This window comes from Arthrobacter sp. YC-RL1 (assembly GCF_001454985.1).
Taxonomy (GTDB): domain Bacteria; phylum Actinomycetota; class Actinomycetes; order Actinomycetales; family Micrococcaceae; genus Glutamicibacter; species Glutamicibacter soli.
In genome coordinates, this window is the sequence record NZ_CP013297.1 from 2,934,202 (window position 1) to 2,950,420 (window position 16,219).

General features: G+C 66.1%; 14 protein-coding genes. 1 reads left to right on the top strand and 13 read right to left on the bottom strand.

Features of this window, described 5'->3' with window-relative positions:
* Positions 1-140: 140 nt before the first annotated feature.
* The 11 genes from ATC04_RS13610 to ATC04_RS13660 form a co-directional block, all read right to left on the bottom strand.
* Positions 141-992 (bottom strand): class II fructose-bisphosphate aldolase, encoded by an 852-nt coding sequence (locus ATC04_RS13610; RefSeq protein ID WP_047118558.1) that lies wholly within the window; start codon positions 990-992, stop codon positions 141-143.
* 14 nt (positions 993-1,006) lie between these two features.
* Positions 1,007-1,939 carry a 1-phosphofructokinase family hexose kinase gene (locus ATC04_RS13615; protein ID WP_047118557.1) on the bottom strand — a complete coding sequence of 311 codons (933 nt, stop codon included), beginning with the start codon at positions 1,937-1,939 and terminating at the stop codon, positions 1,007-1,009.
* The gene (locus ATC04_RS13620; protein WP_047118556.1) at positions 1,936-2,874 is read right to left on the bottom strand and encodes an ROK family protein; all 939 of its coding nucleotides are present in this window, start codon (positions 2,872-2,874) and stop codon (positions 1,936-1,938) included. Before ATC04_RS13620 ends, ATC04_RS13615 begins: the two co-directional genes overlap by 4 nt.
* Positions 2,875-2,879: 5 nt before the next feature.
* Positions 2,880-3,782 (bottom strand): SIS domain-containing protein, encoded by a 903-nt coding sequence (locus tag ATC04_RS13625; protein WP_047118555.1) that lies wholly within the window; start codon positions 3,780-3,782, stop codon positions 2,880-2,882.
* Between the two features lie 275 nt (positions 3,783-4,057).
* Positions 4,058-4,555 carry a thiol peroxidase gene (tpx, locus tag ATC04_RS13630; protein WP_047118554.1) on the bottom strand — a complete coding sequence of 166 codons (498 nt, stop codon included), beginning with the start codon at positions 4,553-4,555 and terminating at the stop codon, positions 4,058-4,060.
* A gap of 45 nt (positions 4,556-4,600) precedes the next feature.
* Positions 4,601-5,800: an imidazolonepropionase gene (hutI, locus tag ATC04_RS13635; RefSeq protein ID WP_047118553.1), complete on the bottom strand. Its 1,200-nt coding sequence runs from the start codon at positions 5,798-5,800 to the stop codon at positions 4,601-4,603.
* Positions 5,797-7,026, bottom strand: a complete 1,230-nt coding sequence (locus ATC04_RS13640) for a formimidoylglutamate deiminase (protein WP_047118552.1) — start codon at positions 7,024-7,026, stop codon at positions 5,797-5,799. Before ATC04_RS13640 ends, hutI begins: the two co-directional genes overlap by 4 nt.
* Complete coding sequence (locus tag ATC04_RS13645; RefSeq protein WP_082123828.1) at positions 7,023-8,300, bottom strand: allantoate amidohydrolase; 1,278 nt, start codon at positions 8,298-8,300, stop codon at positions 7,023-7,025. Before ATC04_RS13645 ends, ATC04_RS13640 begins: the two co-directional genes overlap by 4 nt.
* A gap of 10 nt (positions 8,301-8,310) precedes the next feature.
* Positions 8,311-9,660, bottom strand: coding sequence for a YjiH family protein (locus ATC04_RS13650; RefSeq protein ID WP_082123827.1), 1,350 nt, complete (start codon positions 9,658-9,660; stop codon positions 8,311-8,313).
* Between the two features lie 4 nt (positions 9,661-9,664).
* A complete protein-coding gene (gene hutU / locus ATC04_RS13655; protein ID WP_047118550.1) occupies positions 9,665-11,344 on the bottom strand; it encodes a urocanate hydratase in 1,680 nt (559 codons plus the stop codon).
* A 212-nt stretch (positions 11,345-11,556) separates the two neighbouring features.
* A complete protein-coding gene (locus tag ATC04_RS13660) occupies positions 11,557-12,396 on the bottom strand; it encodes an IclR family transcriptional regulator (RefSeq protein ID WP_047118549.1) in 840 nt (279 codons plus the stop codon).
* Between the two features lie 203 nt (positions 12,397-12,599).
* Here ATC04_RS13660 and ATC04_RS13665 point away from each other — a divergent pair, with 203 nt between their 5' ends.
* Complete coding sequence (locus ATC04_RS13665) at positions 12,600-13,217, top strand: HutD family protein (RefSeq protein ID WP_082123826.1); 618 nt, start codon at positions 12,600-12,602, stop codon at positions 13,215-13,217.
* 856 nt (positions 13,218-14,073) lie between these two features.
* On the opposite strand, the gene ATC04_RS13670 is transcribed toward ATC04_RS13665, so the two are convergent.
* Positions 14,074-15,021, bottom strand: coding sequence for a carbohydrate ABC transporter permease (locus tag ATC04_RS13670; RefSeq protein ID WP_047118548.1), 948 nt, complete (start codon positions 15,019-15,021; stop codon positions 14,074-14,076).
* Positions 15,018-16,157, bottom strand: coding sequence for a sugar ABC transporter permease (locus ATC04_RS13675; protein ID WP_047118547.1), 1,140 nt, complete (start codon positions 16,155-16,157; stop codon positions 15,018-15,020). Before ATC04_RS13675 ends, ATC04_RS13670 begins: the two co-directional genes overlap by 4 nt.
* Positions 16,158-16,219 lie beyond the last annotated feature (62 nt).

A 16,219-nucleotide genomic window follows, 5' to 3' on the forward strand; every position in this document is an offset into this window, starting at 1 on the left:
GATTTTTTCGGGAACATTCAATCAAGAAAAATCATGTTCACCTCGAGTATGAAGTGCGCCACACCAAGCGTCAAGGGTGTGACTGATATTTTTCGACCAGGAAACAATTCAAGAAATCAGAAACGCTCACAGGCTGCCTGCTAGGCGCGGCTCCGTCCCGCGGAGGCGAACAACTCAAGCATCCGGGCGGCCTCTGCGGCCATGGCTGTGCGCCCCGCCCCCAGGTACTTGCGGGAGTCCACCGCCTGCTCATTAGCCGCCAGCCACTGGCGCACGGCGCGAGTGAAGAACCCGTTCAGGTGGGTGGAGACGTTGATCTTGCGCATGCCCGCCTCGATGCCCGCGACCAGGGTCGCATCCGGAACCCCCGAGGAGCCGTGCAGCACCAGCGGGACCTCCAGCGCCCGGTGCAGCCGGGAAATCAGGTCCAGGTCCAGCGATGCGCCGCGTTCCAGCATCGCGTGCGAGGAGCCCACCGCCACAGCCAGCGAATCGATGCCGGTCAACTCGACGAACTGCACGGCCTCGTCCGGGTCCGTGCGCACGCCAGGGGCGTGGGCTCCGTCCTTGCCGCCGATTTCGCCCAGCTCGGCTTCCACCGTGGCTGATGCGGCCCGTGCCGCGGCGACCACGCGCTGCGTGGCGGCCACGTTCTCTCCGAAGGGCAGTTTGGCCCCGTCGTACATGACCGAGCCGAAACCCAGGTCGAGGGCCCGGTACACCAGTTCCTCGTCCTCGGCGTGGTCCAGGTGCAGCGAGACCGGCACGCTGGCTTCCTCGGCCAACGCGAGCGAGGCGGCGGCGATGGGGCGCAGTCTCCCGTGGTACTTCACGCAGTTCTCGCTGATCTGCAGGATCACCGGCAATCCGGCCTGCTCGGCGCCGGACACCAGCGCCTGGGCGGTCTCCAGGTGGATGACGTTGAACGCCCCCTGGCCGTAGCCCCCGGCAACGGCGGCCTGCATGATCTGACTTGTTGGAACCAACGGCATGGGAGTTTTCTCCTTTAGATGTCCTCGCCCTCGGGCAGGATGCGGTAGGTAACGTCGGCGAGCAGCGCTTCGTGCTTCGGGGACAGCGCGCCGGCGGTGGGCATGAGCACCGTGGAGGCGGACCAGGCCACGGCCCGGCGCAAGGTGGACTCGCGGTCCAGCGACGCCACGCTGCTGGACAGCAGCGCGGCCACGGCCGAGTCCCCGGCGCCGGTGGGGTTGCCGGTCAGCTTGCGCGGCAGCTTGGCATGGGCCACCAGCGGGGTCTCCCCGGTGAAGTGGTACAGCCCGTTTTCGCCGGCGCTGAGATAGATTTCCGCCGCGCCCCGCTCCAGCAGGTCCGCGGCCCCTTCGGCCAGCGACCCGGCACCGGTGGCGGCGAGCAGTTCGTGGTGGTTGGGCTTGAGCACCGCGCCGCAGGCCGCGGCGTCCAGCAGCAGCGGGCCGCTGGTGTCCACCACGGTGTAGATTTCCCGCTGCACGGCGGCCTTGATCAGCGTGCGCATGGTTTCGCGTTCGGTCCCCGGAGGCCAGGATCCGCAGATCGCCACCGCCCGGGCGTGCTCCAGCAGTCCCTGGTAGGCCTGCGCCAGCGACTCCCATTCGGCGGGGTCCACGGCGGATCCGGCCTCGTTGAAGATGGTGGTGGTGTCGGCCTCCGGGTCCACGAAGGCCATGGAGCGCCGGGTCGCCCCAGCCACGGGGACCGCGGTGAATACGATGCCGGCGGCGGACAGCTCGGCGGTGAGCTCCCGGCCCGAGGCGCCTCCGGCGGGGAACAGCGCGTGGACGGCGAAGTCCTGCGAGTGCAGCACCCTGGCGATGTTCAGGCCCTTGCCTCCGGCCTGGCTGTGGCTGCGCACCACCGTGTGGCTGGCGTCCACCGCGACCCCGGGGGCGCTGTAGGTTTCATCGATGGCCGGGTTCGGCGTCAGCGTGAGGATCATAGGGCGATGCGGGTCGAGCGTCCGGCCGCGTCCCGGGCGAGGATCATCGCGCCCTGCAGGCCGGCGTCGGCTCCCAGGTGCGCGGGGATCAGCCGCGGTTCGCGGTGGAAGGACAGCCTGCGGTGCAGGGATTCGCGCAGTTCGGCGAAGAACGACGGCCCGGCCTGGGCCAGCCCTCCGCCCAGCACGATGCCCTCCGGGGCGACCGAGGAGCACAGCTGCGCCATGGTGAAGGTCAGCGCCTCGATGGCATCGTGGATGATGCCGGCGGCGATCTCGTCCCCGGCGGCCCGGGCGGCGAACACTTCCCTTGCTCCCCCGCGCTTGCCGGTGGCGGCGAGGTAGCGCTTGGCGATGGCGCCGGCGGAGCCCAGGGTTTCCAGGCAGCCGGTGGCGCCGCAGGCGCACGGCAGCCCGCCGGGCACCTGGGCGTGGCCCAGTTCCCCGGCGTATCCCCCGGCGCTGACCAGCCGTCCGTCGACCATCAGCGCGGTGGCGATGCCGGTGCCGATGACCATGACCACGGCGTTGCGGCGCAGCGCCGCGTCCTTGGCCCCGCTGCCCAGTTCCAGCTCGGCGCGCGCGGCCATGGCCACGTCGTGCCCAAAGCCGACCGGGATGCCAAGCGCCTTGGAGGCCATCGCCTGCAGCGGCGCGTCGCGCCAGCCCAGGTTGGCGGAGAAGATGCCGGTGCCGGTCTCCGGGTCGACCAGGCCGCAGACGGCCAGGCCCGCGGAAACCGGGGTGGTGCCGGAGTCGGCCGTCAGGCGGCGCGAGATTTCGCCGAGCTGGGTGACCAGTTCGGCGGCGGATTCCTCCGGTGCTGTTTTGCGGGTTGGTTCGCGCAGCACCTGGAGGATTTCGCCGTTGGTGTTGGCCAGCCCCGCCTTGATGTCGGTGCCTCCGACGTCAAAGAGCAGGAAATGTTCACTCATGGCCTTTAGCCTTCCAGGATGACCGATCGGGTCAGGTTGCGTGGGCTATCCGGATCGAGATTGCGCGCGCGAGCCCGGTCCAGGGTCACCCGGTGGATGTATGCAAGGTCGGCCAGCGGATGGCGGTCCTCGTTCACGTAGATCGCGCCGGTGCGGGTCACGTCGGCGTCCAGGCCTTCGGGCTGGGCGCCAAGCATCCACGTTACCCGGTTTGGCGCGGCGATGGAGATCGGGCCGTGGCGGTAGTCCATGGCCGGGTAGGCCTCGGTCCAGCCCTGCACGGCTTCGCGCATCTTCAGCGCGGCCTCGTGGGCCAGTCCCACGGACAGCCCGCGGCCCAGGAAGGTGAACTGCTCGGCATCCAGCAGTTCCTGCGGGGTGGCGGAGTTCACCAGCTGCTGCGCCTGCGCGATGGCCGGCTCCAGGTCCTCGCCGACGCTGGAAAGCAGGTAGGCCAGCGCGGTGGTGGCGAAGCGGGTCTGCACCACCGACTGCTCATCCGCGTAGGGCAGCTCCACCACTGCGTCGACCTGCTGCACGATCGGCGAGGTGGTGTCGCCGATGACCGCGACGGTGCGGAGGCTGCCGTCCAGCTCGGTCAGCAGTTGCAGCACCTCGGAGGTGGTGCCGGAGCGGGTGATGGCCACCAGCACGTCGTAGTCGCGGGTGGCGATGCGCGCCTCGGAGGCGGCGAAGGAGTCGGTGATGCCGTGGCCGGCGGCTTCGCGGGCGGCGGCGTAGGCTTCGGCCATAAACCAGGAAGTGCCGCAGCCGACGACCGCGACCTTGGCGCCCTTGGTCGGAAGCAGGTCTTCGGAATGCTGCTGGGCGATGGCGCGGCGCCACATCTCTGGCTGGGAAACCAGCTCCCGCTCCATGTGCGCACCCAGGACTGACTGCTCGCTCATCGATAATCTCCCTTGCTCATTCACAGTGAAACCGTTTGACTACTCAGTGAAACGTACCTGATGTTTTGTGATTCTTTTTCGCTCATAACAATCATAAGCAATCTACAAAGAGTATAGGGATAGAAGTGCGTCTTGAGAATCCCCTGGAGCAAAGTCGTTGGTGAATCTTGGACAGCGGGGCCGGGCGCATACAAAAATGGCGTCTTCGCCGACCACAGGTCGGCAAAGACGCCATTGGGCAATCACCTCAGCGGCGCACGGCCGCCGGCTGATTGCTAGTTCAGGACTGCGATAGCTGCATCGTAGTCAGGTTCGGTGGTGATCTCCGGGACCACCTGGGTGTAGATGACCTTGCCCGACTCGTCCAGCACGACAACCGAGCGTGCCAGCAGGCCGGCCAGCGGGCCGTCGATCTGGGTGACACCGTAGTCGGAGCCGAAGTCCGAGCGGAACACGGAGCCGGATACGACGTTCTCGATGCCTTCGGCACCGCAGAAGCGGGCCATGGCGAATGGCAGGTCGGCGGAGACGCACACCACGGTGGTGTTCTCCAGGCCGGCGGCCAGTTCGTTGAAGCGGCGGACGCTGGCTGCGCACACACCGGTGTCAACCGATGGGAAGATGTTCAGCACCACGCGGCGGCCGGCCAGCGACTCGCTGGTGACGTCGGCCAGGCCGGTGTCGGTCAGGGTGAAGGCGGGAGCCTGCGAGCCTACGGCCGGCAGGTCGCCAATGGTCTGGACAGGGGTACCTTTGAATGCAGTGTTAGCCATACACCTTGTTTACCACGAAGGTGCCCGGCATCACTAGCTGGCGCGCTAGAACCTGCCCGAGGCAAGCTCGCCGGCGCGGAAGACTGGACCGGAGAGGTTCATGCCGGGGCGGTAGGCCAGGTGCGCCACGGACGGGGCGTTCAGCAGCTGGATGTCAGCCCGCTTGCCCACCTCCAGGCTTCCCACCCGGTCCTGCACGCCCAGCGCCAGCGCGCCGCCGTAGGTGGCTGCCACGATGGCTTCCTCGATGCTCAGGTGCATCTGCAGCACTGCGGTGCTGACGCAGAAGGCCATGGATGAGGTGTAGGAGGTTCCCGGGTTGCAGTTCGACGCCAGGGCGATCTGCACCCCGGCGTCGATCAACTCACGGCCCGGGGCGAAGGGCATCCGCGTGGACAGGTCGCAGGCTGGCAGGCAGGTGGCCACGGTTCCCGCGGTGCCGGTACGGGACTGGGCATCCCAGTCCGCCCAGGATCCGGCGAGCGCCGCGACGTCCTGTTCGTCCAGGAAGTTCACGTGGTCGACGCTGGCCGCGCCGAATTCCACTGCCAGCTTGGTACCGGGGCCCGGGCCCAGCTGGTTGCCGTGCACGCGCAGGCCGAGCCCGGCGTCCTTCGCGGCGGCGAGCACCTGGCGCGACTGGGCCTCGTTGAACGCGCCGCGTTCGCAGAACACGTCAGCGAACTGCACAAAGGGCAGCACACGTTCCAGCATCTCTCCGCAGACCAGGTCCGTGTATTCCTGGGCATCCATGTCCGCGGGAACCAGGTGGGCTCCGAGGAATGTCACCTGGTCGACCACCGCGGAGGCGATACGCGCATGGCGCGCTTCCTCCTCGACGTTCAGCCCGTAGCCGGTTTTGGTTTCCAGGTAGGTGGTGCCTCCGGCCAGGGCTTCGGCGGCCCGTCCCATGACCAGTCGGGTCAGGTCGTAATCAGTGGTGGCGCGGGTTGCCTTGGTAGTCACCGCGATGCCGCCGGCGGCGTAGTCCTGCCCCGCCATGCGGGCCACGAACTCGCGGCTGCGGTCCCCGGCGAACACCAGGTGGCTGTGCGAATCCACCCAGCCCGGCAGCGCTGCGCGCTGGCCGGCGTCGATGACGGTGTCGGCCTCCGGGGCCTGCCCGGCTTCGCCGATCCAGGCGATGTCCTGGCCATCGATGAGGATGGCGGCGTTCTCGACCAGGGTGTGCGCCGCGTCCGAGATGAATGCCTCGGAGATGTTGGTGATCAGTGTGGTGCTCATGAAAACTCCGGGTACTCGGTGAAGAATGCTGCGTACAAATCCGCCGGGTCTCCCAGCGTGGTGTGCAGGCCATTGCTGGCTACCAGCTTGCCATTGACATGGACCTGCGCGACATCTGCGGCGGTGGCGCTCAGCGGCAGCTGGGCGGTGCGCGACCCGGAGGTGCGCATGGTGTCGGTGCGCACCACGAGGTAGTCCTCGTTCTCCGCCAGGCCCAGCGAGCGCAGACCGCCCTCGCGGGCGGCGGCGGAGATTTCCGCCGGGGAGAAGCGCCCGCGTTGCCCGCTGCGCAGCCGCTCGCCGTATTCAAGGGCGCGCTGCTCCAGGTAGGGGTCCAGCACCGCGTGCTGGTCGCTGCCCAGCGAAATCACGGCACCGGCGTCCGCCAGTTCGCGGGCCGGGCCGATCCCGTCGCCCAGGTCCGCCTCGGTGGTGGGGCACATGACGATGCCCGCACCGGCGGCGCCCAGCGCGGCGATGTCCGCATCGCTCAGGTGGGTGGCGTGCACTGCCGAGAGCCGCGGGGCCAGCAGGCCGTGGCGTTCAAGCAGCCCGGTCGGGCTCAGTCCGAAGGCCGCCTGGCAGGACGCGTTCTCGGCCGGCTGCTCGGACAGGTGCACATGCAGCGGCAAGGCAGGGTCCAGCCCGGCGGCGATGGCCTCCAGCTGGGCCGGCGGCACCGCGCGCACCGAGTGGATGGCGGCTCCCAGGCTCAGCAGCCCTTCCCCTGCGTCCAGCTCGGCCAGGGCCTCGCGCAGCCGCGCGTGGCGGGCCAGCCAGCCGGCGGTGTCCCCGTCGGTGAAGCGCCGCTGGGTTTCGTTCAGCTCGATGGCGTTGCCCAGGGCGTCCAGCCCGCCCTGCAGGTAGCAGGTGTCCAGCAGGACCAGGCGGATGCCCGCGGCCTTCGCCGCGCGGCCCAGCGCGAGCTCCATGCCGTGCTCATCTGTCCCGGCGTAGGGCGCACCGGTCGCGTCGTGGTGCAGGTAGTGGAACTCCCCCACCGCGCTGTAGCCGTTGACGACCATTTCCGCGAAGACCGCGGTGGCCAGCTGCTCGTAGCCGGCCGGGGTGAGCCCGGCGGCGGCGGCGTACATCTGTTCGCGCCAGGTCCAGAAGTTCCCGGCTCCGCCGTTTTCCCCCTGGTGGGTGCGGCCGCGCAGGATCCGGTGGAAGGCGTGCGAGTGCGCGTTGACCGGCGCCGGAACGGTAGTGGTTTTTCCGCTCACAGCAGGTCCTCCAGAGCGTCGGCCAGGGCCAGCACGCCGGCCTCGGCATCGGCGTCTTCCACGTATTCTTCCGGCGAGTGGCTGATGCCCGAAGGGTTGCGCACGTACAGCATGCCGGTGGGCAGGTAGGCGGCCAGCACGCCGGCGTCGTGGCCGGCGCCGGTGGGCAACGCCGGGGCGTCGGGAACCAGGCGGTGCACGGAGCGTTCCAGCGAGGCGCTCAGCGCGGCGTCGAAGTGCACGGTGCCGGAGAGCGATTCCTCGGTCAGCACCACGGAGCAGCCCTCGAAGGCGGCGATCTTCTGCGCCTGGCCGTGGATCTTCTCCACCAGCAGGGCGGTGACCGCGTCCTCCGGGTGGCGCACGTCCAGCCAGATGTCCACGCGGGAGGCGATCACGTTGGTGCCGCCGGGCACCGGCTCCAGCCGGCCCACGGTGGCGCGGGCGTCGGGCTGCGCCGTGGCGATCTCGCGGACCTTGAGCACCAGCTGGGCGGCGGCCACCATCGGATCGGCGCGGTCGATCATCAAGGTGGTGCCGGCGTGGTTGCCCTGGCCGCTGAAGTTCAGCCGCCAGCGGCCGTGGCCAAGGATGGAGCTGCCCACCGCGACGGCCGGCCCGCGGCCGGCGGCGTCGGTGTATTCCTCGGTGTTCAGCCCGCGGCCCTGCTCCACATGCAGCTCGATGAAGTCGCCGATCCGGGCCAGGGCCTTCTCGTCGCGGCCCATGCGCGCCGGGTCCAGCCCGTTGTCGGCGGCGATGTCAGCGAAGGTGTTGCCCTCCGCGTCGCGCAGGTTCAGCGCCTTCACCGGGTCGATGGCGCCGCTGAGCAGCCGGGAGCCCAGGCAGGCCACCCCGAAGCGCGAGCCTTCCTCCTCCGGGAAGACGGCCAGCGCCAGGGCACGGTTTCGCACCAGTTCGCCGGAGGCTTCCCGGTCGGCCAGCACGTCATAGGCGGCCAGCGCGCTGGCCACGCCCAGCGGGCCGTCGAAGGCCCCGCCGCCGGGCACGGAGTCCAGGTGGGAGCCGGTGACCAGCGAACCCTTGCGCGAGGCGTCGTCCCCGGCGGACCCCGGAAGATCCCACCAGGCCCAGATGATGCCGTTGGCATCCGTGGACACCTCCAGCCCGCGCACGGAGGCTTCGGCAATGAACCACTCGCGCAGCGTGATCTCGGCGTCCGAGTAGACCGGGCGCGAGTAGCCGCCGCGCTTGGCGTCGCGGCCCTCGCCGCTGATCGCGGCTAGCAGGGAATTTACGCCGTGTGTAGGCATTGTCATGGTCCTATCTGCCCACTATCAGGTAGGCGAGCGGGGTGGTGATCAGCAGGGTCAGGGCGACACGCTGCGCCCAGATGACCAGCAGATGCCATACCTTGATGGGAATGCGGGTTGCGAGGATGCAGGGCACCAGGGCGGAGAAGAAAATGATCGCCGACACGCAGACTACCGCAATGACCAGACGCAGCGCGTCGGACTCATGCCCGGCGACGATGGTCGCCGGAAGGAACATCTCCGCGATGCCCACCGAGGAGGCCTTGGCCGCCAGCAGCGGGTCGGGCAGGCCCAGCGCCCAGGTGATCGGCAGGAACAGGTAGCCCAGCCAGTCGAACAGCGGGGTGAAGCGGGCCAGCACCAGGCCGATCAGGCCCACGGAGAGGATGGAGGGAAGGATGGCCATGGCCATCAGGATCCCGTCCTTGAAATTCTCGCGGATGTTCGCCCCGAGTTTCGGGGCGTTGCCCAGCATGCCCATCGCTTCCTTCCACGCCGTGGCGAAGCGCCGGCTGGTGACCTTGGCTTCCGGCTGCGGCGTGGATACCGGGAAGTACTCATCCGGGATGCGGCTGAGCGGCGGGATGCGCACGGCAATCGCGGTCACCAGGAAGGTGACTCCGAAGGCCAGGAAGAAGTACGGCAGCCACAGGTGCATGATGTCCAGGGTCTTGGCCACGATCACCATGAATGTCACCGAGACGGTGGAGAAGCCCGTGGCGATGATGGCCGCCTCGCGCCCGGTGTACCGGCCGGCCTGGTACATGCGGTCGGTGATCAGCAGGCCCAGCGAATAGCTGCCTACGAAGGAGGCCACCGCATCGATGGCCGAGCGGCCCGGGGTCCGCCAGACGGGGCGCATGACCGGTTGTACCAGCACCCCAACGAACTCCATCAGGCCGTAGCCCACCAGCAGGGCCAGGAAGACGGCGCCGATTGGAACGATCATCCCTACCGGGATCACCAGCTTGTTGAACAGGAAGGGTCCCATGTCCGGGTCGAAGAGCCAGGCCGGGCCCACGTTGAACACCAACGCGATGCCCGTGGCCAGTCCCAGCACGTTCAGGAACGCGAACAGCGTCTTGAGCCGTGATTCCTTCCACCGTCCGGTCGCGAAGGGATAGATGGTCCCTGCGAGGATCACTCCCAGGATCAGGTACTTCACGGCCGGACCCAGCAGGCCGGTAATCCAGCCCACCAGGTGGTCCAGCGGAATGGTCTCCTTGCCCCCGATATTCACGGGGATGAAGAACATGAAGATCCCGATCAGGGAGTAGACGAAGAATCGCCAGACTCCGCGCGGGCCCCCGTCCTTGCGTTCGCGTTCTACAAGCCGTCCAATGGCGCCGTCGTTCGACATGTCGCTACTCCGCCATCGGGATGCGCACGCCGCGCTCGTTGGCAACCTCGACCGCGCGCTCGTAGCCTGCATCCACGTGCCGGATGACACCCATGCCCGGGTCGTTGGTCAGCAGCGCTTCGAGCTTGGCCGCTGCCAGCTCGGTGCCATCGGCCACCGAGACCTGGCCGGCGTGGATGGAGCGGCCAATGCCGACTCCGCCGCCGTGGTGCAGCGAAACCCAGCTGGCGCCGGAGGACACCGCGGTCATGGCGTTGAGCAGCGGCCAGTCGGCAATCGCGTCTGAGCCGTCCTTCATGGCTTCGGTTTCGCGGTACGGGGAGGCTACCGAACCGGAATCCAGATGGTCGCGGCCGATCACGATCGGTGCGGAGATTTTGCCCTCGGCGACCAGCTTGTTGAACAGCAGGCCGGCCTTGTGGCGCTCGCCGTAGCCCAGCCAGCAGATGCGGGCGGGAAGACCCTCGAATTCAACGTGCTCGGCGGCCGCATCGAGCCAGCGGCGCAGGTGCTCGTTCTGGGGGAAGAGCTCCTTGAGCGCCTCGTCGGTGACGCGGATATCCTCCGGATCGCCGGACAGGGCCACCCAGCGGAACGGGCCAAGGCCCTCGCAGAACAGCGGGCGGATGTAAGCCGGAACGAAGCCCGGGAATTCGAAGGCCCGCATGTAGCCGCCCTTGCGTGCCTCGTCGCGGATCGAGTTGCCGTAGTCGAAGACCTCGGCGCCGACGTCCTGGAAGCCGACCATGGCTTCGACTTGGGCGGCCATGGCGGCCTGGGCCTTCTTGGTGAAGCCGATTTCGTCGGCCTTCGCCTCGGCGTCCCACTGCTCCACGGTGTATTCCACCGGAAGGTAGGACAGCGGGTCGTGGGCCGAGGTCTGGTCGGTGACGATGTCGATGGAGATCTCGCCGGCCTTCTGGCGGCGCAGCAGTTCAGGGAAGACCTCGGCGGCGTTGCCGACGTAGCCCACGGACAGTGCGCGGCCTTCGTTCTTGGCTGCGGTGACCTTGGCGACGGCCGCGTCCAGGTCCAGCTCCACGTCGTCCAGGTAGCGCTTGCCCATGCGGCGGCGCAGGCGGTCCTCGGAGACGTCAACGATCAGGCAGGCGCCGCCGTTGAGGGTGACGGCCAGCGGCTGGGCGCCGCCCATGCCGCCGCAGCCGCCGGTCAGGGTCAAGGTGCCGGCCAGGGTGCCGTTGAATCGCTTGACACCGATGGCGGCGAAGGTCTCGTAGGTGCCTTGCAGGATGCCCTGGGTGCCGATGTAGATCCAGGAACCGGCGGTCATCTGGCCGTACATCATCAGGCCCTCGGCCTCGAGCTTGCGGAACTCGGGCCAGGTGGCCCAGTCGCCCACCAGGTTCGAGTTGGCGATCAGCACGCGCGGCGCCCACTTGTTGGTCTTGAACACGCCGACCGGCTTGCCGGACTGGACCAGCAGGGTCTCATCCTCTTCAAGATCGGTCAGGGTCTTGATAATGGCGTCGTAGGCTTCCCAGGAGCGGGCGGCGCGGCCGGTGCCGCCGTAGACCACCAGGTCTTCGGGACGCTCGGCGACCTCCGGGTCGAGGTTGTTCATCAGCATGCGCAGCGGGGCTTCGGTGGCCCAGGACTTGGCGGTGAGGGTGGTGCCGCGAGGTGCGCGGATGACCCGTGACGGGTCGTGCTGGGTGAAGCTCATCGAAATTCCTTCGTTCGTAATAATGAAGACGCAGGTTGGTGTTCTGCGGCCCGTTGCTTGATTTCCATCCAAGCATTCATACGAGCGGAAATGTGCCCTGAGGCACACTAATCAGTCTGGGATACGAGACTTTGATGCGATGTGGGCAGGAATCTTCTGATTTGCCGGACGGGGCGGTCCTTGCGCGGGGCGTCACCGCTGACAAGTTCGTCTTAACCGGCCGGACGTAGGCGGCGGGAAATTTCGGTTGCTGTTCTGGTCACCTCGGGAAGCCACTGGGACACCAGGTCTTCCAAGTGCACCGTTCTCTCTGCCGCGAGCCCGGGCGATGCGCTGCGGGCCGAAACCGCTTTGCCGGCTTTCGCCCTGTTGGCGATGGTCAGAGTCACGCTGGCAACTGCGTGCCCCGCGTGGTCCTTTACGGGGACGGCGATGGACGAGAACCCTTCGGTCACTTCGTCCTGTTCCCAGGAGTAACCCACCTCGCGAATTTGGGCCAGAAGTTCTTTGAGCGCTTCGACGGAATGAACTCCGGTCTCGTATCTCGTGGGAAAGGCTTCCGGGCCCGGGTACAGGGCCGCCAGCTGATCCGCGGAAAATGTCGCCAGCATGGCTCGCCCGCTGGCGGTGAGATGGGCCGGCAGCCTCACCCCGGGGTTGGTGACAAGTTCAGCTTGTCTTTTGGCACGCTCCTCAATGACGTAGATGACGTCGCGGCCGTGCATGATGGCCAGGTGCGCCGTGCGCTTGGTCCGTTCAACAAGCCGCTGCATCGGGAACCGCGCGATCCGTTGCAATGGTGCTTGCCTGGAATACCCCGTACCCAGTTCATGGGCGGTCACACCCAGCGCGTATTTGCGTTCCTCGGGCAGGTGGACTACAAATCCGTCATCGATTAATGCGGCCAGCAGGTGGTAGGTCGTCGACCGGGGCAATCCGACATCCCTGATGATCGTGCCCGCGCCGACAGGGCCCGCCTGTGCCGCGATATAACGCAGCACCGAGAGAACATTTTTTGCGGCCGGCACCTGCGGATGGTTGTTTTTCCCCATGCGCTGATCCTATGCGCATAGAAGGGGCTCCGCGCCTCCCCTGGCATTGGGGCCCACCGGCGAGCGGCTCGGCGTCCCATTGGTTGTTCCAGTTGGTTCCAGCGGCGGCAGCGCACGGTGTTGCTCCCGTGCACGGCAAATTGTAGCTAGCTCAATAAGTGTCAGGGCCCGCATTCACGAGTCCGGACGATTAGGCTCGAACCATGAGCCAAAGCAATGCCTCGCTGTCCACCGGAACTCAGATCCAGCTTTCTTCAAGCCCCAAGAAACCGTGGGGAGCAGCCCAGGGGCAGATCCGTGAAATCGCCAAGGGCATCCTGGCCGATGACGGATCACTGGCCACTGCTCCGGAAGGCGGTTGGGACTGGCGGATTTCGGTCGCATCCATCGAGAAAGCCGGGGACTTCACGCCCTACGACGGTTGCGAACGCACCCTCACGGTCATCGCCGGGGAGCTGCTTGAACTCACCGTCGACGACGCCTCGCAGGCGCTGGAGATCTACCGTCCCTTCAAGTTCCCCGGCGCGGCGGCCACCTCCGCGGCGCTGCCCACCGGGGAGATCCTGGCGCTGAACCTCATCACCCGCAACGGCAAGGTACGCGGCAACGTGCGCATCGTGGAGCTGTCGAAGAAACGTGAACAGCACCTGTTCGGCTCCCAGTTCGGGGTGCTGCTGCAGGGCAAGGCCAGCGTCCTGCGCGAGAACTCCGAGTCGGCGCTGGAGCTTCGCGACACCGTGATCGGCGGCGAAGAGGATTCGCCGCGCATCAGCGGCCGCGGCTTCATGGCGGTCATCTCACTGGATCTCACAGATGAATAAGTCCTCATACCCCGGACCTGAGCAAAGCCCCTTGAGCAGAACAAAAATCTGGTCGCGGGGCCTTTTAAAGCTTGGATCAAAAAGAGCACCGGTCTGATTTGTCCCCCAAAGTTGGAACGAGCACCGTGAAAACAAACCGATGAGGGAACAAACCGGGTAGACGAGATGACTTGGCAGAGACCCCGGCACTCCGACCGGGGTGAACGGCTTGGAATCGAAGCCGGTCCCATGGCCATCTTTGGAGCCCCGACCCGCGACGAGGCCCTAGCTAGGGTCAAAGCCCGGGCATTGGCGAAGCTGCACAAAACTCGGGACTGCCGCGAAGGATCCCACCGGTCCTCGAATCTTCACGTATGTTCATTCGCGAAATCGCCCGGGGAAACCTGGCCATTGCAGCCGCAGGAGACTTCATGGGTTTTGCCTTCTGATCCCTGCGGTTCCGGGCAGACCCATGCCCACTGACAAATCAGAATGCGAAGTTCACCGTTACCGAGCTAGCTGGTTTTCGATCGGGTCAATGCAAGGCCACCAGTCCCGTAGTACTTTCCGGACAAACGCCTCGCGGCTTCCGCGGCGTGATCCGCACCGAGTGCCAGACGCTAGCAAGAATCGGGCAATGTGGTGAGGCGAGTCGGCACTGGAATCACGCAGTTTCCCAGAACAGTTCCGATTGCGTCGTCAATCAGAAGCTACGCGTTATTCGGAAAGCGCATCCATTGTCAGATCCTGCTGCGCTCTGGGATTCCAGACGCAGCTTGCCAGCATCCGGCTAATTGACCAATGCCTAGCTCCCCGGGCAAATGCCAAATGCATCGGGGAGCCGAGGGCCAAGTGCGCTGATGCAATCCACGTTGTCTCAACCCTTGGTGGCGCCAGCCAACAATCCGCGCACGAAGAACCGCTGCAGCGCGAAAAAAACGGCCAGCGGAATGATCATCGAGATGAAAGCACCTGCGGTGAGCAGTTCCCAGGATTGCCCGTACGTACCCGAGAGGTCCTGGAGCGCCTTCGTAATCGGCAATTCTCCACCCGAAGTGAAGACCGTTGCCACCAGCAGGTCATTCCATACCCAGAGGAACTGGAAAATTCCGAAGGAAGCAATGGCCGGCATTGTCAAGGGCAGGACGATTTTCGAGAAGATCTTCCCGTGCCCGGCACCGTCAACGCGCGCGGCCTCTATGACCTCATCCGGGATCTCCGAAATGAAGTTGTGCAACATGAAGATCGCCAACGGCAAGGCGAAGATCGTGTGGGCGATCCAGACCTTGGCGTAGGCGCCGTCCAATCCGTTGACTCCCAAACCGGGCAGGATGTATAGCCCGCCAATTTTCACGCCGTCCGAGAAGAGCTGGAGCAGCGGAACCAGCGCCATCTGGATTGGGACGATCTGCAGTGCGAAAACCAGCACGAAGAGCGTATTGCGTCCCTTGAAGTTGATCCAGGCGAAAGCGTAGGCTGCCAAGCTGGCGATCAGGATCGGCACAACGGCCGCCGGGATGGTGATGACCAGCGAATTCAGGAAGGCCTTGGACAGCGGAAGGCTGTCGCCGGAGGCAAAGGCCTGCGCGTAGTTATCCAGCGTGAACGACGGGTTGGACAGGGCCGTCCACCAGCCCGAGGTCTTGATGTCGTCAGCCTGCCGGAAGGAGGAGACGAACAGCCCGAAGGTGGGAATGGTCCACACTGCGGCAATGATGAACGCCGCAATCGTGGCTCCGCGGGAGGTGGTGGCTTTGCGCAGTTTCCCGCTGGTTCTCTCGGTGGCCGCCATCAGGCGCTGAGAGGATTCACCCACGGTGCTCATCGCATTACCCCTTGCTTCTTATGCTGTCGGACGTTGTAGATGATGATCGGCAGTACCAGGATGAACAGGATGACGGCCAGGGCCGAGCTGTATCCGGTGCGTGCCCCGAGCTGGAACTGGCGCACCATTTCGTAGGCCAGGACCGTCGTATCCGAGCGGCCGCCGGTCATCGATGAGACGATGTCGAAGACCTTGAGCGACGCAATGGAAATGGTGGTCAAGACGACGATAACCGTGGAACGAATCCCCGGCAGGGTGACATTGGCGAAGCGCTGCCATGGGCTGGCTCCGTCCAGGGCCGCTGCTTCCAATTGCTCAGCCGGCACGCCCTTGATGGCCGCGGACAGGATGACCATGGCGAATCCCGCCTGTGTCCAAATCAGGATGACCACCAGGAACAACGTGTTCCACGGTTCAAGCCCGAGCCAGTCGACCGGCTTGGCGCCGAATGCCGTGATGATCGCGTTGAGCACGCCGATTTGATCGCCCTGGCGAACGTCGTAGAAGAATTTGAAGATAATCGAAGCGCCCACGAAGGAAATCGCCATGGGCATGAATACCAGAAGCTTGAAGTACTTCTCGCCGCGGCTCTTGTCGATGAAGACCGCATAGGCCAATCCGATGATGGTGGAGACCACGGGCGCCACCAGAACCCAGATCAGGGTGTTGAGCAGTGCGGTCAGGCCATCGGGGCTGGTGAACACCCAGCGGAAATTGCCCAGGCCCACGAAGCCCGACCCGTCATTGGCCATGAAGGCGCTGATGGCGGTGCGGATCGTGGGGTAGATCAATCCGATCGCGAGCAGCAGCATGGCCGGAGCCAGGAAGCCGGACAGCTGCAGCAGCGAGCCGGCTCCGGATCGCGAGCGCCGGTCCACGAAGAACAGCACCGCGCCGAGCACCGCGGCCAGCGCGGCCACCCACATCACCGAGTTGTACAGGCCCAGTACCAGCAGGATCGCCACAGGAACCACGACCGCGGCGAGAAAACGCACCACGGTAAATGCTCGTCCGCCATTGGTCGCTACCTCGACAAAGCCGAGGATCGCCCCGATCAGGATCGCGAAGGCAAGCAGCACCACCGGCACCTGGATCAGCGGCGGGACGCCGGCAAGCCATTGGAAGAATTCGGACATGGCCTCAGGCTCCTGTAATCTCGCCAACGGCCGGGGTTCCCGGCCGTTGGCGGCTGGCAAGG

Excerpts from the sequence above, each read along its gene's own strand:
- tpx (WP_047118554.1), bottom strand. The coding sequence starts at position 4,555 with ATGGCTAACACTGCATTCAAAGGTACCCCTGTCCAGACCATTGGCGAC.
- ATC04_RS13660 (WP_047118549.1), bottom strand. The coding sequence starts at position 12,396 with ATGGGGAAAAACAACCATCCGCAGGTGCCGGCCGCAAAAAATGTTCTC.
- ATC04_RS13615 (WP_047118557.1), bottom strand. The coding sequence starts at position 1,939 with ATGATCCTCACGCTGACGCCGAACCCGGCCATCGATGAAACCTACAGC.
- hutU (WP_047118550.1), bottom strand. The coding sequence starts at position 11,344 with ATGAGCTTCACCCAGCACGACCCGTCACGGGTCATCCGCGCACCTCGC.
- ATC04_RS13650 (WP_082123827.1), bottom strand. The coding sequence starts at position 9,660 with ATGTCGAACGACGGCGCCATTGGACGGCTTGTAGAACGCGAACGCAAG.
- ATC04_RS13675 (WP_047118547.1), bottom strand. The coding sequence starts at position 16,157 with ATGTCCGAATTCTTCCAATGGCTTGCCGGCGTCCCGCCGCTGATCCAG.
- ATC04_RS13620 (WP_047118556.1), bottom strand. The coding sequence starts at position 2,874 with ATGAGTGAACATTTCCTGCTCTTTGACGTCGGAGGCACCGACATCAAG.
- ATC04_RS13645 (WP_082123828.1), bottom strand. The coding sequence starts at position 8,300 with ATGCCTACACACGGCGTAAATTCCCTGCTAGCCGCGATCAGCGGCGAG.
- ATC04_RS13625 (WP_047118555.1), bottom strand. The coding sequence starts at position 3,782 with ATGAGCGAGCAGTCAGTCCTGGGTGCGCACATGGAGCGGGAGCTGGTT.
- hutI (WP_047118553.1), bottom strand. The coding sequence starts at position 5,800 with ATGAGCACCACACTGATCACCAACATCTCCGAGGCATTCATCTCGGAC.
- ATC04_RS13670 (WP_047118548.1), bottom strand. The coding sequence starts at position 15,021 with ATGAGCACCGTGGGTGAATCCTCTCAGCGCCTGATGGCGGCCACCGAG.
- ATC04_RS13610 (WP_047118558.1), bottom strand. The coding sequence starts at position 992 with ATGCCGTTGGTTCCAACAAGTCAGATCATGCAGGCCGCCGTTGCCGGG.
- ATC04_RS13665 (WP_082123826.1), top strand. The coding sequence starts at position 12,600 with ATGAGCCAAAGCAATGCCTCGCTGTCCACCGGAACTCAGATCCAGCTT.